Genomic DNA, 16,260 nt, shown 5'->3' on the forward strand with positions numbered 1-16,260 from the left:
GCCGTCCTAACGAATCTGCTCATTGAGGGGCCAAAGCTCCCGCCTCGAAGCTCATTGCACGATGGTGCAGAATGGGCGGATGGACGCTGCCGCAGCCCTGAACGAGATTGCCTTCTGGCTGGAACGTGAACTGGCTCCAAGCTTCAAGGTGCAGGCCTTCCGCCGGGCAGCAGAAACGATCGCCGAACTGGAGCCGGCGGAGCTCGCGCAACGCGCCCGCGACGGCCGCCTCAAGCGGATGAAGGGCATCGGTAACCGGTCCTTCGAGGTGATCACCCAGGCGCTCGACGGCGACGTCCCCGCCTACCTGGCGGATCTTCGCGAACGTTCGAAAGAAGCACTGGCCGACGGCGGCAGTGAACTCCGGGCCAAGCTCCGCGGAGACCTCCATAGCCACAGCGACTGGTCCGACGGCGGCAGCCCGATCCCGCTCATGGTTGAAGCGGCCCGCGCGCTCGGCCACGAGTACCTCGCTCTCACAGATCACTCCCCCAACCTCAAAGTAGCGAACGGCCTCAGCGCGGAACGGCTGACGGACCAGCTCACGGTGGTGGAACAAATCAACGACGACGGCGCCTTCCGCCTGCTCAAGGGCATCGAGGTGGACATCCTGGAGGACGGCACGCTTGATCAGTCGGATGAGATGCTGGGCCGGCTGGACATCGTGGTCGCGAGCATCCACTCGAAACTACGCTCGGACCGCCGCACGATGACCGAACGCATGCTCGGCGGCATCCGCGATCCCCACACCAACGTGCTGGGCCATTGCACCGGCCGGCTCGTCCAGGGCTCGCGCGGTCAGCGCCCGCAGTCCGAATTTGATGCGAAGAAGGTCTTCGCAGCCTGCGCCGAGCACAACGTCGCGGTCGAAATTAATTCGCGGCCCGAACGCCAGGATCCACCGGACGACCTGATTCAGCTAGCACTCGACGCCGGCTGCCTCTTCAGCATCGACAGCGACGCCCACGCCCCGGGCCAGCTCGACTTCCTCCAGTACGGTGCGCAGCGCGCCGAAGCCAACGGTGTTTCACCCGAGCGCATCGTCACCACCTGGCCGCTCGAAAAGCTCCTGGACTGGGCCCGCTCATAATCCCATCGACTCAGCAGGACACGCCGCTTCAGACCGGGCATACACGGCGTGTCCTGCTGACTCGATTTTCAGGGGAGATCGAGCAGCGAGTATTTCTCGATTGCCTGGCGGGGTGTGTCGGGGTCGACTTTTCCTTGTTCGGCGAGGAGTTCGAGGGTGCGTACGACGACGGAGTGTGAGTCGATCTTGAAGTGGCGTCGTGCGGCGGCGCGGGTGTCGGAGAAGCCGAAGCCGTCGGCGCCCAGGGTGGCGAAGTCCTGGGGGAGGAACTGCCGGATCTGGTCCGGGACGGCTTTCATATAGTCGGAAACGGCGACGATGGGTCCAGGTGCTTCGCCGAGTTGCTGTGCGACAAAGGGCACGCGTGGTTCCGAGCCGGGGTTGAGGAAGGCGTCTTCCTCGGCGGCGAGGGCGTCACGGCGTAGTTCGGTCCAGGACGTTACCGACCACACATCCACGGAAACACCCCAGTGATCGGCAAGGAGTTCCTGCGCTTCGAGAGCCCATGGCACTGCCACACCGGAGGCGAGGATCTGCGCCTTGGGGGCGGCGCCATCGTCGTCGTGCCCCGGCTTGAGCCGATAGAGACCGCGCGCGACCGCCTCGGCGTCGAGCCCTTCGGGCAGCGGCGGCTGGATGATGGGCTCGTTGTAGACGGTCAGGTAATACATGACGTTCGGATCCGCTGAATCCGCACCATACATCCGTTCGAGTCCGGCACGCATGATGATGCCGAGTTCGTAGCCGTACGCGGGATCGTAGGTGATGACCGCAGGGTTGGTCGAGGCCAGCAGCGGTGAGTGGCCGTCGGCGTGTTGGAGGCCTTCGCCGGTGAGGGTGGTGCGGCCGGCGGTGGCGCCGATAATGAACCCACGGGTCATCTGGTCCCCCGCCGCCCAGAATGAATCGCCCGTGCGCTGGAACCCGAACATGGAGTAGAAGACGTAGACCGGGATCAACGGCTCACCCTGCGTTGCGTACGCCGTGCCTGCAGCCGTGAAAGCCGCTACGGCCCCTGCTTCGTTGATACCCGGATGCAGGATGGCGCCGGCCGGTGACTCCTTATACGCGAGCACCAGGTCCCGGTCCACCGAGAGGTAATTCTGTCCGTGCGGGTTGTAGATCTTCGCGGTCGGGAAGAAGGCATCCATGCCGAAAGTGCGGGATTCGTCCGGCACGATCGGAACAATCCGGGAACCAAGGCCCTTCTCCCGCATCAGGTCCTTCAACAGACGCACAAAGGCCATGGTGGTCGCCGCCTGCTGCTTGCCCGATCCGCGGTTGGCGACTTCGTACGCTTTGTCTCCCGGCAAATCGAGTGCTTTCGCCCGGGTGCGGCGCTCGGGAAGGAAACCACCAAGCTCGCGACGCCGGTCCAGCAGGTAGCGGATCTCCTTTGACTCCGGCCCGGGATGGTAATAGGGAGGCGCATACGGGTCGGCTTCCAAAGCCTCATCCGAGATCGGGATGCGGAGGTGGTCGCGGAAGTCTTTGAGGTCGCCGAGGGTGAGTTTTTTCATTTGGTGGGTGGCGTTGCGGCCTTCGAAGTGCGCGCCGAGTCCGTAGCCCTTGACGGTTTTGGCCAGGATCACGGTGGGTTTACCGGTGAATTCGGTGGCGGCCTTGTAGGCGGCGTAAACCTTCCGGTAGTCATGTCCACCGCGTTTGAGGCCCCACACCTGGGCATCGCTCATGTCAGCGACGAGGTCCTTGGTGGCAGGGGTCTTGCCGAAGAAGTGATCCCGGACGAACCCACCGGATTCAGCCTTGTAGGTTTGATAGTCCCCGTCCGGGGTTTCATTCATGATCTTCACCAGATCCCCACTGGTATCAGCCTCAAGCAGGTCATCCCATTCCCTGCCCCAGACCACCTTGATCACGTTCCACCCGGCCCCACGGAAGAACGCCTCCAACTCCTGCATGATCTTCCCATTACCCCGCACCGGCCCATCCAGGCGTTGCAGGTTGCAGTTGATCACGAAATTCAGGTTATCCAGGCCCTCATTCGCCGCCAACTGCAGGAGTCCCCGCGACTCGGGCTCATCCATCTCCCCGTCCCCGAGGAACGCCCACACCTGCTGCCCACTGGTGTCCTTGATCCCCCGGTTCTGCAGGTACCGGTTCGATTGGGCCTGATAGATCGCGTTCATCGGCCCGATCCCCATCGACACCGTAGGGAACTCCCAAAACTCCGGCATCAACCTCGGGTGCGGATACGAAGACAGCGCGTGACCCTCTTTGGACTTCTCCTGCCGGAACCCGTCCAGGTCCTCCTCGGTCAGCCGCCCCTCCAGGTACGCTCTCGCGTACATGCCCGGGGACGCATGGCCCTGGAAGAAAATCTGATCCCCACCACTGGGGTGATCCTTCCCCTTGAAGAAATGATTGAACCCCACCTCATACAGGGTCGCCGCCCCCGCGTACGTGGAAATATGACCGCCCACACCAATCTCCGGACGCTGCGCCCGATGCACCATCACCGCCGCGTTCCACCGCATCCACGCCCGGTACTTCCGCTCAATCTCCTCATCCCCCGGGAACGCCGGTTCCTCATCGACCGGGATCGTGTTCACATAATCCGTGGTCACCACCGGCGGCAACCCCACAGACCGGCCACCAGCCCGGGCCAGCAACCGGCCCAACACCTCACGAGCCCGCTCCGACCCCCGCACATCAACCAACTGATCAAACGACTCAACCCACTCAGCCGTCTCCTCCGGATCCGAATCCACAGAACCCGAACCCACAATCCCCTGATCAGCAGCCATCCCAAAACCTCTTTCACGCCCCGGAGCTCATCCTTGGGCATCTGCGTTGCTCTGTCCGTCGTCGCACATGTTTTGCACTAAACGGTTCCACATTGTGGAACAATACTTCCATTAGATACCTACAGTGAACGACCACGAAGATCAGAATGTCAGGAACGAGGAGCGTACGTCATGAACCACTCGCCAGAGAGCGGTCCCCGCATCACCCTCGTCACCGGCGCCGGCTCCGGTATTGGGCGCGCAGTGGCGCATGCCTTCCTGGAGGCGGGTTACGCCGTCGTACTCGCCGGCCGGCGCCGCGAACCGCTGGAACAAACCGCCCAGGGCTGGGAGCTTGCGCAGGTGGTGCCCACTGATATTTCAAAGCACGACGACGTTGGCCGGCTCTTCGCGCAGGTGCGCAAACGCTGGGGTCGGCTGGACGTCCTGTTCAACAACGCCGGGATCTTCGGACCCGCGGGGGCTGTGGACGAGGTCGGTTTAGAGGAGTGGTCCAGCACGGTCGCCGTCAACATCACCGGCTCATTCCTGTGTGCGGCTGAGGCATTCCGGCTCATGAAGGAGCAGGACCCGCAGGGTGGGCGAATCATCAACAACGGGTCGATCGCAGCGCACTCTCCCCGCCCACGCTCAGCCGCCTACACGACTACCAAGCACGCCATCACGGGGCTCACGAAGTCGATCGAACTCGACGGGCGCCCCTACGGCATCACCTGCGGACAGATCGACATCGGGAATACGCACACCGACCTGATGGACACTCTGGGCGTGGGTGAGGGGGCGCTGCAGGCGGACGGCTCCCGGCGGGTTGAACCAACGTTCCCCGTCGAGGAAGCGGCGCGCACGGTACTGCACATGGTGCAACTGCCGGCGTCGGCAAGCATCGGGACTGTGGTCATGACGGCGAGCGGGATGCCGTTCATCGGGCGCGGCTAACGTTTAGACGCCGAAGCTCGCTACGTTCGCAGGCGAAGGCACAGTTTCCATAACGAATGCCCAAACAAACCCCTCAAAGGGTCCTTTGCCTGCTAGCTTTACCCCATGGGCTCAACGCGTAGACGTAGGAGAGTCTGGATCATAGCTACGGCGGTAGTCGCCGCGGCGGTCCTGGCGATTGGCCTGACAGTGTTCAAACCCTGGCTTCTGTTCATCGATGTCCGCGTCGATGAATCGCTGCCCACAGTCCTTACCCCGACAGCAACTGAGCCGCCCGAGACTCCGGGCTTACCGGAGGCATCCGTTTCCCCTGGCTCGCTTCCCACGGATCAAGCGACCGACGAGGTCCCAGCTGGACCGGTCCAGCTGGCCGAGGGCTCCCTGATCAGCCACGAGCACGCAACATCGGGAACGGTTCGAATCATCGAACAGCCTGACGGGCAGCGGGTGCTGACCCTGGAGAACCTTGATACCTCCAACGGTCCGGACGTGCATGTCTGGCTCAGCGCCGCTGATGTGGTCGAAGGCCCCGATGGCTGGTACACGGCCGGGTCCGCCGACTTTGTGGATTTGGGAATCATCAAGGGCAACCAAGGCAACCAGGTCTACGAGATTCCCGACGATGTGGACCTCACCACATTTCGCGCCGTCGACCTGTGGTGCGTGCAGTTCAGTGTCTCGTTTGGCGCGGCACAGCTTGAATGGGCGTGACTGCGCCTGACTGTCAGAATACGAAGAAGCCTCCCGGTGTTGAACACGGGAGGCTTCTTCGAGACTTTTCCGAGAAGGATCAGCTGTACCAGAACCAGTGCGGCGGGCTCCACATGGGCGGAACCTGATGCCCGTTGAACGAACCGCACACGGAACAGGAGTAGCTGACACTCGCAGGGATAAGGTCCCTGCCTTCCGAGGAGACACGCGCCGGAACAAAATCCTCATAGATCAGAAATTCGTCCGTACTGCATCGCTCGCACCACGGCAGCGCGCTGTCCCGCTCTGCCAGTCCTCCAGTCGATGGGAGGCCTGTGCTGCGATGGTCCGGGTTGATAATCGTCATTGTTTGTCCACCGTTTCCAAACCGCAAGTGAGTACAAGTAGTTAAGAGGAGCAACAACTAAGCTCGCTTAGTTAAGGTCTAATAACGATAGCGTTTGAATGCAAATTGCGGAAGTCCACGCGTACCTAATTACCGGCTGATTGGCACAATAAGGGTTATGATCCGCTCCCGCACGGCCCCCGCTCTCTCCGGGACCCAGCAGCGCTCCCTGTCACGGGCGATAAGCGAGAACGACGACGTCACTGTCTTCGTAGACGGCACCGCAGTGAAGCTGCCCGCCCAGGCTCGGGACGCCGTCGTCGACCTCCTGCACCGCCTCGCGGCCGGTGATTCCGTGACCGTGACCTCGGTCGCGGAGACACTGACCACCTCACAGGCGGCAGAAGCAGCCGGCATTTCACACACGTATCTTCGGAACCTGACCGACGCCGGCACCATCCCGGTCGAATACCGCGGGACGCACCGGCGGATTCGCCGGGACGCTATTGATGCCTGGCTCGCCTCCCAGCGGAAGTCAGATGCGGGGTCGGCGTGACCAGCGGCGGGTCTTGAGCGCGAGGTGCAATTCGAGCCGGACCTGCCCGCTCAGCGGATCGGCGCCGATGATCGACCGCACCCGCGCCAGTCGGTTGTACACACTGCTGCGGTGCAGGTGAAGCTGTTCCGCGACTTCCTGGACTGAACCGTTCTTGTCGTATAAAAGCTCCAGGACGGGAAGCAGTTCATGGTTGCGGTCATGATCCTCGATCTCAGCGAAGTACACGGAGCGGGCCGTAGACCGCTGCCACCCCCCTCCGGCAAGGAACTGGAATACCCCTATCGAGCGGTAATCCACGGCGTCACCCAGCTGCGCATCCACGGCTGACGCCTGCGCTGCCCACCGCGCCTGCTCATACGCGCCCGCAAGTCCGTCGGGTGCCGCGAACGGCTCGCTGGTCCCGGAAATCAGGCGATCCGCCGGATTTCCGGTCACCGTCGCAAGGCGCTCGGCATAACGACGCCGAATAGCCGCCTGCTCCGCGCGGCCGGACTCATGGCGGAACAACAGAATCGCGTGCGACGGCGTTCCTGCACTGAACGCCACCGGCTCGGCGCCGACCGTGGCCTGCAGCGCGGCCGTACTGTGAGCGAGTGTGGCGGCCTGCACGTCGCCTCCCGTGGGCCGCGCGGGGTCGAGTAGAACGGTGAGGTGCCAAGGCGCGGTTCCGCTGAGTTCCGGCCACCCCGCGAGGTCCTCCGTTGCCGGTCCATCACGATCGAGCGTGGCAAGGAAGACTGCCTCCCGCCTGCTCCGGTGCTCCGAACCCGCCGTGTTTCCCTCCAGCAGCAGTGCGGCGAGCCGGTCCATCCCGTCCCGCACACCCGGTAGCTGGGAGAGAATGTGCTGTGCGGAGTCTTCATCGACGTCCTGCTGCACCCACAGGTATCCCACCCGGAAGCCGCGCACCAGGAGCGGCACGCATACCCGGCCCAGCATCCCCAGTTCATCATTGGCGGGAACCGCAACCGGCCGCACCGCCGTTGCGATGCCGTGCCTCAACTGCCAGGCACTCACATCGGCCGGCACCTTCTTGCTCAGCAGGAAGTTGACGCGTACGCGGTCAGCCGAGGATTGGTGGCTGCTATAGGCCAATAGCACGCCGTCCAGGTCCTCCAGGGAGAGTCCGCGGCCAAGCCGGGTGGCTATCCGCTCAACTTCCCGCTCCACCTCCGTTGTCTGCACTCCTCCATCCTAGGGATCAACCCGACGACACTTGACGGCCCAGGACTCGACAAATGTCGAATGGCTTCACATCGCACCCTGTGGTAGTGACGACCATCACAACACGTCCTCCTCCGCGTGTGCGCGCCAAAGTGAACCGTACGACGACGACGCCACGCGCCGTCGTCGTACCCGTGCCCTTGGTGCCGCTGACTCGGCCCTGTCGGAGGAGCGGACCCGCTCGTATTCTGTAAGTGCCGGGCCAAAAGCTCTGCCGGCCATAACCGAACCCTTACGAGCAACGGAGAATCCCGTGATCATCGGCGTCCCCAAAGAAGTGAAGAACAACGAGTTCCGTGTGGCCATCACCGCCTCCGGTGTCCACGAGTTCCGCACTCACGGGCACACGGTGCTCGTGCAGAAGTCTGCGGGCGTCGGCTCCAACATCACCGATGCGGAGTACATCGCCGCGGGCGCCGAGATTGTCGAGGACGCCGACGACCTCTGGGCGCGCGCGGACATGGTGATGAAGGTCAAGGAGCCCATCGCCGAGGAGTACCACCGTTTCCGGCAGGGCCTGGTGCTGTTCACCTACCTGCATCTGGCGGCCGAACCCAAGCTCACGCACGCACTCATGGAGTCCGGCGTAACGGCGATCGCCTACGAGACAGTGCAGGAGGGACGCGCACTTCCGCTTCTCGCGCCGATGTCCGAGGTTGCCGGGCGCCTCTCGGTCCAGGTCGGCGCCCAGGTGATGACCGCGCCGTCGGGGGGCCCCGGCCTCCTGCTCGGCGGCGTACCCGGCGTCCGGCCTGCGAAGGTAGTTGTGCTCGGCGCGGGCGTTGCGGGAACCAACGCGACCGCGATGGCCGTTGGCACGGGAGCGGAGGTAACGATACTCGACATCAACATCGCCCGACTGCGCGAACTCGACGCGCAATACGCGGGCCGGGTGAAGACCATCGCCTCCAACGCGTTCGAAATTGAGCGTGCCGTACTCGACGCCGACCTCGTGATCGGTTCGGTCCTCATCCCCGGCGCAAAGGCTCCCAAGCTCGTGACAAACGATATGGTGTCCCGGATGAAACCGGGCAGCGTGCTCGTAGACATTGCCGTGGACCAGGGCGGCTGCTTCGAGGACTCACACGTCACCACTCACGAGGACCCGACCTTCACCGTGCATCAGTCGCTCTTCTACTGCGTAGGGAACATGCCGGGCGCCGTCCCGAACACGTCCACCTATGCGCTGACCAACGTGACCCTGCGGTACGGCATTGCACTGGCGGACAAGGGCGTGCGCGGGGCCTTCGAAGCGGTCCCGTCGCTGGTCCACGGCCTCAATATCGCGAGTGGAGCGGTGGCACACCACTCTGTATCCGACGCACACGGCCTTGAGCTCAATGAGGACTGGCGCCAACTGGTCTAGAGCCTGTGCGCTGCTTCGATAATGCGCTGCGCCTTCAGGCTGTCGGCTGGGTCCACAGGCACCGGCCCGCCGTCGACCAGCGCCGCGGCCAACTGTTCGTAGAAGTCCGGATAGGCACCGTTCTCTGTCCGCATCCGCTCCGCCTGCTGGTCGAACCCCAGTAAGCCCCAGGAGAGGCTGTCCTCGACGCCGTAGCCCGGGTCCGTGGGAAGCATCCCGGCGTCCACTGCTGCTTCCTGCACGTCCTTGCCCCATTTGGTGTACGCCGACTTCGATCCGGTTACCCGATAGCGCGGCGCTGCCTGCGGTGCCAGTGTGTTCATCCACAGATGGCTGATCACGCCGGAGTGATGATGCAGGGCAAGGAAGACGTCGTCGTCAGGCCCGTCCTCCTCCCGGTGGGCGGCCAGTTCGACGTGGGCGAGCTCCGCATCCCCGAAAAGCTGCAGCGCCTGGTCGATCAGGTGCGGGCCAAGGTCAAAGAGGATGCCGCCGCCCTCGCTTGCCGGGGTGCTCGCCTTCCACGGTTTGGTTACGAGCGGCTTGTAGGACTCCAGGCGGGATTCGAACCGACGAACCGTACCGAGGGCGCCCTCCTGCAACAGCTTTCGAATGGTGAGGTAACCGCCGTCCCACCGGCTGTTCTGGAAAACCGTGAGTAGTTGGCCCTTCTCGCGGGCGAGCTCGACCAGGCGCTCGCCATCGGCGGACTTCGCCACGAAGGGCTTATCGACGACGACGGCGACCCCCGCCTTGAGCGCCGCTTCCGCCAGGGGTGCGTGGCTGGCGGGCGGTGTCGTCACCACGATCAGATCGAGTTCATCCGCCTCCTGCCACAGCTCATCCACCGAGCGGATAATCCGCGCCTGGGGGTACTGCGTCTGGACCTGTGCAATCCGCTCCTCGTTCGAGGTCACCACAACGTCGAGGGAGTATCGCGGATTAGCGGCAATGAAGGGGGCATGGAAGACCCGCCCGCCGAGCCCGAACCCGATGACTGCTGTTCTGATTCTCGTCATGCGCCCAGCATATGACTCGGAGGCTGGTGCACCGCTGTGCGGCTCGATACACCGAGTTTGTTGCTCTCCGAACGCATACTATGATCAGGAACCGGTCAAGCAGCGGCCACGAGATCCTCGCAGTAAAAGGACCCCATGGTTTCCGCTCAGGACCCCAGTGCATCAAATCCCGCTGATTCGGCTGATGAACAGCCGACGCCCTTCGCAGCGAAGGAAGGGGGATATCTTGACCCTGACCAGTCAACCCGGCTCATGTTGACCACCGCCGCACACTTTGTGCAACAGCATCTTCACGATCAGCTTGGTGCTCTTGGACTCAGCCCTGCCGGGCATACGGTTCTCAGCGGCCTCGCTGACCTGCAGGAAGCAGGAGTTTCCGAAATTGCAGGCCAGTGCCTGCTGGCAGAATCTGCGGTTGAAGAAGCGCTCCAGGAACTAGCCGCGTCGGACCTCGTGGACGAGGGATCGGGCGTATATCGACTGACCTACGCCGGGAAGGCAATCCTCGCTGATGCGCGGGATTTTGAGGACTCACTGTTTGCGCAGAGAACCACGACCCTGCGGCAGGAACTTGGGGCATTAATCAGCAGACTTCGCGAGGGGGGCGACGTTCGGGAAGCATGAGCGATTGTTCAGTGCGTGCCGCGTGGGCTGAACGATTCATTGGCGAAACCCACCGTGTTGCCGGCGGGCTCAGTGCCAGAGGCTGTCTGCCCAGGCTGCGTCCCGGAGGTAGTCGCGTGCTGGTCCAACATCCCAAAGTTCGCCCTGGGATGCGATAACACCCATCCCGCGCAGGTTCTCCACCGTGTCGGGCGAGCATCCGAGGGCCTCGCTCAGGTCTTGTGCGTCCGTGGCGAGAATGACGTCTTCGTTGCGGGGCATTGAGAGATCTCCTTTCTCGTCACTCTATTGACGATGAGGCACAGTGAGAGTCAGTTTCGGTTGAAGAGGGTGCGCTCACGGTCTACGGTCCACGTACGTGCGTAGAGGCCAAGTACGGCTTCTTCGCGCGGAGTGAAGCCAAGACGATTGAGCGTCATGTGTGCCTGGTGGACGGTGAGGTGCTGCGCACTTCGGCTCACTCGTGCTTTGTCTGCCCGGTAGAGGTAGGTGTCCAGCGCCCGGAACCAACGCCGCCGCCAGTTATGCACAGCAGATTCCGCTGCAGTTGCAGACATCAGTCCGTGGAAACCGGGCACCTTTGCGTTCACCTGGGTCATCATTGCTTCACGGACGGAGGCACCGCGCGGCCCGAGGTCCGGCGTGCAGGTCTTCAGGTGGCTGTCCCAGTAGTAGTCCCAGGAGATTCGGCGGCGATCAGGCCAGCTCGCCGACCTTGGGCCCTTCATCATGCTCCGGGCCGAGTCGAACAGGATCAGCGAGGCAAACGCTGACCGGTTATGCATCTTGGCGAACCGCTGGGTGGCCCATGCGGCCAGTTCCGAAGAGAGCTCGAACGCTTCCTCTGCGAGCTGAAGACCCTCGACTCCCCCGTACTTGAACAACTCAGCTTCGAGCTGTGGATCAGAGTCCTCGATGCCACGGAGATAATAGCCGCTGCCAGCAGGAGGAGAACTGTGCTGGCGGGAGGGAAGGGACGCTAAATCGAGGTTGCTGCGCTTCACCAACGCCTGGTGGAAGGTCTGAAGCCGCTCGATCGTTCCAGGCTGCGCAAGTATATGCAGCCGCACCTGTACGGCAGATGGTTTCATACACCGTGAGTAGAACCATCTGCCGGCTCGCAGAACCTGCGCCTGCGCCGCCAGCGGGGTAACCAGATCTCCAATGATGCCGTCCGCTACATCGAAGCCACCTGCTTGTGTGGAGAGATGCCACCATTGAGCGCCAGTTGCTGTTCGTGAGGCGGTTCGAACTGCTGTTAGCTGACTCATGACATCCTCCTTCGGGCTTTGGTTACCCCCGCTGGGGCGAGTCTTTAGTTGGTTCGCTGCTTCCGTTGAGGACGCGAACCGTATTCAGTTGGTTATTTCGGCCAGTCCCAGCTTGCAACGACTGACTTGGGCCAGTCCCAGCTGGCAGTCACAGACTTGGGCCAATCCCAGCTTGCGGCTCCCAGAGCCGGGGATGCTGGTGCCAGAGCTGCTGCTGCGACAAGGAGGCCGGCTGTAGCGCCGATGATCCTCTTCATAAGATGTTTCCCTTCCGTCAGATTGCAAGTGACGCGGTCCTGCTCGCCGTCGAGCCGGTGAATCAAGCATGTGGCGCCTGATTACATGATGTCCAGCTGAGGAGGCGCCCTATTCAGGACATGACCTGATGCGGACACATGGCTCCTATGGGTACGGGAAGGACGTCAGGAGCGGCCGGCCGAAATGCCTGAAAATCCGCGCAATTACAAGGAAAAAGTGCAAACTTTGAGCATCGCGGCTATCGTATGTCATTAAGTGGACATGTCATGTTTTTACACGGTCATTTTTGGTTCTCTGATATGCAGAACATCCGACCATACCGGGAGACCAGGCTTACAGGTTCTGTAGGCTGACCTCAGGGAAGCGAACACTCGGAAAGGGACGCCGATGCTCGACGGCATATGCATAGAGCTGTACCGCTATGCCGTGGGCAATCCGGGCTGGACCCGATCTGAAGCTTCCGAAGCGCTTGGATACACCCTACGGGACATCGAGTCAGCGATGGAAGTACTTATTGAGCGCAGATTGCTGAGCACTCAGACAGCCAAGGAGCATGCCTTTGTTGCGGTCTCACCGGACGTTGCGCTGGCTGATCTCGTCGATGCCGATGAGCGGGCTGTGCAGGATCTGCGGACCCGAATCAGCGCGCGCAGGAGGGAACTCTCCACGCTCGTTCCCACCTATCTTGAAGCCCGCAAGAGCGTCATTTCCAGCTCCGCCGTGGAGACACTTGAGGATCCCCACCTGATTCACCGGGTCCTTATCGATTACGGACGTGACGTTACCGAAAAGGTGCTCATTGCCCAGCCAGGCCAGGGTTCAACGGCGGATGTGCAGGAGGAGAACGTTCGAAAGGATCTGGAGCTGCTCGCGAAGGGCGTGAAGCGCAAAACCCTGTATGACATCAGCATCCGCGACCACGTGCCAACCCGGAAGGCCGTTGCTGCGATAACGGCAGGCGGCGGACAGTTTGGAGCACTGCCCCGGGTACCGCTGCGAATGCTCATTTTCGACCGCAAGCTCGCCCTTGTTGCTCGGCAGCTTAAGCATGACGACAAAGCGGCGCTCGTTGTGCGTGACCCGCACCTGATTCACATCCTCACGCAGCTCTTCGAGTTCGCCTGGGAGCTCAGCGAGCCCTTCCTCGTGGATGAGCCGCTGGACTCACCCCTCAACAGCACCCAACAGGCAATCCTGAAGGGACTCGCGTCAGGTTTCCCGGACGAGATGATTGCCCGGCGTCTCGACATCAACGTCCGCACGTGCCGCAGGCACATTGCATGGATGCTTGAGCAGCTCGGAGCTGAGAGCCGTTTCCAAGCCGGAATCAAGGCGCATAAGGCAGGGTGGATCTAGAAAACTTCCGTTGTCTATCAGTGAACTGATCCCCTAGACTCGTCACGTGACTTCTCAGGACGAACTGAACTCCACGCTTCTGCCCGCCGAGACCGAGGTTGCCCTTGAACGGGCTGCGGAATCGGCTCATAGACACGAGGAATTGTTCTCCGAACGCGCCGCCAACATCAAACAGTCTGCAGTGCGGGACGTCTTCGACATATCAATCCGCCCGGGACTTGTCTCACTCGCCGGTGGCAGCCCCTACCTCAAGTCCCTACCCCTTGCGGATCTTGGCAAGACGGCAGAGCGCATCATCGCCGAACACGGGCTTGAGGCCCTGCAGTACGGCGGTGGACAGGGCATGGAGCAACTCCGTCAGCAGATTTGCGAGGTCATGGCCGCAGAGGGCATCCCCGAGGCGGATCCTGCAGACATCGTCGTCACCACGGGTTCCCAGTCAGCACAGGACGTAGCGGCCAAGGTCTTCTGCGATCCCGGCGATGTCATCCTGTGTGAGGACCCCACCTATGTTGGCGCGCTCAACACCTTCGAGGCATATCAGGTGGACGTGCAGGCAGTCGCTATGGACGAGGACGGTCTTGTACCCGAGCGTCTCGAGCAACGCATTGACGAGTTGCTCGCTGAGGGAAGGCGCATAAAGCTCCTCTACACGATCCCGAGCTTCAACAACCCGAGCGGCATCACCATGGCCGCGGATCGTCGCCAGCGTATTGTCGAAATCTGCCGTAGAAACAACATCCTCATCCTTGAGGACAACCCGTACGGCATGCTCCGCTTTGACGGGCACCCGCTGCCGCCAATGCGCGCAGATAATCCGGACGACGTCATCTATCTCGGCTCCTTCTCGAAGATCTTCGCCCCGGGAGTGCGGTTAGGGTGGGCGCTGGTCCCGAAGCACCTTCACCGCCGCTTCTACCTTGCCTGCGAAGCAGTTGTGCTTTGCCCGTCTCCGCTCACCCAGATGCTCGTTTCGGCCTACCTGAGTGACTACGACTGGCGTGGACACCTGGAAAACACACGCGCACTCTACAGCGAACGGTGCGAGACCATGCTCAAGGCCCTCGCCGAGCACTTGCCGGAGGGTGCATCCTGGACCACGCCCGACGGCGGGTTCTTTGTCTGGGTGACACTTCCGGAAGGCGTGGACACCTATCCTCTCCTACACCAGGCGATCGACGCCGGTGTGGTCTTCATTCCCGGTGCGGCCTTCACTCCCTCGGACGAGCCCTCGAACAAGCTGCGACTGGCCTTCAGCGCGGTTTCACCCGAGGACATCAAAGAAGGCATCCGCCGCCTCGCTCCCATCCTTCAGGGCGCAATCGCCAAGCAGCACAGCACCACCTAGGCGCCCTTAGCGACTACCGGCGTTAGTCGAGCAGGAGGGCTGGCTCCTCCAGGATGGACGCGACGTCGGCCATGAAGCGTGCGCTCAGGTCGCCGTCCACAACCCGGTGATCGAAGGATCCGCCGAGCGTAGTGATCCAGCGGGGGATGACCTCGCCGTCGAGCACCCAGGGCTTCTGCTTGATGGTCCCGAAGGCCACGATCGCAACCTCACCCGGATTGATGATCGGCGTACCGGTGTCGATCCCGAGGGCGCCAATGTTGGTGATCGTGAGCGTCCCGCCCTGCATCTGCGCGGGCTGCGTCTTTCCTGCGCGTGCGGTGGTCGCCAACTCGTTGAGGGCAACCGCAAGCTCCTTCAGCGAGAGGTCCTGGGCGTCCTTGATGTTCGGAACCATCAGCCCCCGCGGCGTCGCCGCCGCGATCCCCAGGTTCATGTAGTGCTTGACCAGGATCTCCTGGTCCGTCCAGGTAGCGTTCACATACGGGTTCCGGGCGGCCGCCCAGATTACCGCCTTCGCCAGGATCAGCAGCGGTGAAACCTTGATCCCCTCAAAGTCCCGCGAGGATTTCAGCCGCTTCACGAACTCCATGGTGCGGGACGCATCGACATCCACGAAGATGCTCACGTGCGGGGCCGTGAACGCACTCTCCACCATGGCCCGGGCGGTCGCCTTCCGCACACCTTTGACCGGAATCCGTTCGATGCGCTCATCCTGCGGGCGGCTCGCGGCACCCCAGAACGACGGCGCCGAATCCTGCTCCGCGTCCCGCTGGGCCTGGTAGCTGAGGAGGTCCTGTTTGGTCACTTCGCCGGACCCGCCGGTTGCCGGAACGTCTGCGAGATTGATTCCGAGATCGCGGGCCGCCTTGCGCACGGGCGGTTTGGCGAGCGTACGTTTCACAGCGCCGGACGAAGGCGCGGGATTGCCGTCTCCCGGCATCCGCGCGGGCGGCGCGCTTGCGGCGGCCGGCGCCGTCGTCGTTGTTTGCCTGCCGGGGCGATCGATTCTGGGGCGGCGGCGTGAGGAGTCGGCCTTGGGGCCCGTTCCCACCAGCGGAGCGTTGGCCTCCGCGGACGACGACGGCGCCTCCTGGCGGGGCGGCGTTACCAATTCGCCGGGCACATGGTTGGCAGGAGGAGGGGAGTCGATGGCGTCCGCGGTCCCGTCCGTCACGGAGATGATCGGTGTGCCTACCGCGACCGTTTCGCCCTCCTGCACGAGGAGCTCAGCGACCACTCCGGCATATGGCGAAGGCAGCTCCACCAAGGACTTGGCGGTTTCGATTTCCACGATCACCTCATTGACGGCAACTGTGGCTCCGGGCTGGACCTGCCAGCGGACAATCTCAGCCTCGGTAAGGCCCTCGCCAACGTCCGGGAGTTTGAAGGTATTCAGCGTCAT

15 protein-coding genes are annotated in these 16,260 nt (G+C 62.7%); 8 read left to right on the forward strand and 7 right to left on the reverse strand.

From position 1 onward, the window contains the following. The first annotated feature begins 79 nt into the window (after window positions 1-79). A complete protein-coding gene (locus ACX80C_RS09490; RefSeq protein WP_459326223.1) occupies window positions 80-1,090 on the forward strand; it encodes a PHP domain-containing protein in 1,011 nt (336 codons plus the stop codon). A gap of 68 nt (window positions 1,091-1,158) precedes the next feature. Here the strand turns inward: ACX80C_RS09490 and aceE are convergent, their stop codons facing one another. Beyond that, window positions 1,159-3,858: a pyruvate dehydrogenase (acetyl-transferring), homodimeric type gene (gene aceE, locus ACX80C_RS09495; RefSeq protein ID WP_459326224.1), complete on the reverse strand. Its 2,700-nt coding sequence runs from the start codon at window positions 3,856-3,858 to the stop codon at window positions 1,159-1,161. 171 nt (window positions 3,859-4,029) lie between these two features. Between aceE and ACX80C_RS09500 the strand changes: the two genes are divergently transcribed. The 3 genes from ACX80C_RS09500 (at window position 4,030) to ACX80C_RS09510 (ending at window position 6,386) form a co-directional block, all read left to right on the forward strand. Beyond that, window positions 4,030-4,794 (forward strand): SDR family oxidoreductase, encoded by a 765-nt coding sequence (locus ACX80C_RS09500; RefSeq protein ID WP_459326225.1) that lies wholly within the window; start codon window positions 4,030-4,032, stop codon window positions 4,792-4,794. A 105-nt stretch (window positions 4,795-4,899) separates the two neighbouring features. Further along, window positions 4,900-5,505, forward strand: a complete 606-nt coding sequence (locus ACX80C_RS09505) for a DM13 domain-containing protein (protein ID WP_459326226.1) — start codon at window positions 4,900-4,902, stop codon at window positions 5,503-5,505. Window positions 5,506-6,008: 503 nt separating this feature from the next. After that, window positions 6,009-6,386 (forward strand): helix-turn-helix domain-containing protein, encoded by a 378-nt coding sequence (locus tag ACX80C_RS09510; RefSeq protein ID WP_459326227.1) that lies wholly within the window; start codon window positions 6,009-6,011, stop codon window positions 6,384-6,386. Here the strand turns inward: ACX80C_RS09510 and ACX80C_RS09515 are convergent. Both ACX80C_RS09515 and ACX80C_RS09520 read right to left on the reverse strand, forming a co-directional pair. Beyond that, a complete protein-coding gene (locus ACX80C_RS09515) occupies window positions 6,366-7,574 on the reverse strand; it encodes a PucR family transcriptional regulator (RefSeq protein ID WP_459326228.1) in 1,209 nt (402 codons plus the stop codon). The genes ACX80C_RS09510 and ACX80C_RS09515 overlap by 21 nt on opposite strands. 96 nt (window positions 7,575-7,670) lie before the next feature. Beyond that, a complete protein-coding gene (locus tag ACX80C_RS09520; RefSeq protein ID WP_459326229.1) occupies window positions 7,671-7,835 on the reverse strand; it encodes a hypothetical protein in 165 nt (54 codons plus the stop codon). Between the two features lie 31 nt (window positions 7,836-7,866). On the opposite strand from ACX80C_RS09520, the gene ald reads away from it, so the two are divergent. Next, window positions 7,867-8,979, forward strand: a complete 1,113-nt coding sequence (gene ald, locus ACX80C_RS09525; RefSeq protein WP_167995354.1) for an alanine dehydrogenase — start codon at window positions 7,867-7,869, stop codon at window positions 8,977-8,979. On the opposite strand, the gene ACX80C_RS09530 is transcribed toward ald, so the two are convergent. Beyond that, a complete protein-coding gene (locus ACX80C_RS09530) occupies window positions 8,976-9,998 on the reverse strand; it encodes a Gfo/Idh/MocA family protein (protein ID WP_459326230.1) in 1,023 nt (340 codons plus the stop codon). The genes ald and ACX80C_RS09530 overlap by 4 nt on opposite strands. A 135-nt stretch (window positions 9,999-10,133) precedes the next feature. Between ACX80C_RS09530 and ACX80C_RS09535 the strand changes: the two genes are divergently transcribed. Continuing rightward, window positions 10,134-10,622, forward strand: coding sequence for a MarR family winged helix-turn-helix transcriptional regulator (locus ACX80C_RS09535; protein WP_459326231.1), 489 nt, complete (start codon window positions 10,134-10,136; stop codon window positions 10,620-10,622). Window positions 10,623-10,691: 69 nt separating this feature from the next. Here the strand turns inward: ACX80C_RS09535 and ACX80C_RS09540 are convergent, their stop codons facing one another. Together ACX80C_RS09540 and ACX80C_RS09545 are read right to left on the reverse strand one after the other, a co-directional pair. Beyond that, complete coding sequence (locus tag ACX80C_RS09540) at window positions 10,692-10,883, reverse strand: hypothetical protein (RefSeq protein WP_459326232.1); 192 nt, start codon at window positions 10,881-10,883, stop codon at window positions 10,692-10,694. 50 nt (window positions 10,884-10,933) lie between these two features. Continuing rightward, complete coding sequence (locus tag ACX80C_RS09545; RefSeq protein ID WP_459326233.1) at window positions 10,934-11,893, reverse strand: lantibiotic dehydratase C-terminal domain-containing protein; 960 nt, start codon at window positions 11,891-11,893, stop codon at window positions 10,934-10,936. A gap of 645 nt (window positions 11,894-12,538) precedes the next feature. On the opposite strand from ACX80C_RS09545, the gene ACX80C_RS09550 reads away from it, so the two are divergent. Beyond that, window positions 12,539-13,507 (forward strand): LuxR C-terminal-related transcriptional regulator, encoded by a 969-nt coding sequence (locus ACX80C_RS09550; protein ID WP_459326234.1) that lies wholly within the window; start codon window positions 12,539-12,541, stop codon window positions 13,505-13,507. Window positions 13,508-13,553: 46 nt separating this feature from the next. Then, window positions 13,554-14,855 carry an aminotransferase-like domain-containing protein gene (locus ACX80C_RS09555; protein ID WP_459326235.1) on the forward strand — a complete coding sequence of 434 codons (1,302 nt, stop codon included), beginning with the start codon at window positions 13,554-13,556 and terminating at the stop codon, window positions 14,853-14,855. Between the two features lie 22 nt (window positions 14,856-14,877). On the opposite strand, the gene ACX80C_RS09560 is transcribed toward ACX80C_RS09555, so the two are convergent. Further along, entirely contained in the window at window positions 14,878-16,260 is a 1,383-nt protein-coding gene (locus ACX80C_RS09560) for a dihydrolipoamide acetyltransferase family protein (protein ID WP_459326236.1), read from the reverse strand.

The organism is Arthrobacter tecti (assembly GCF_054511355.1).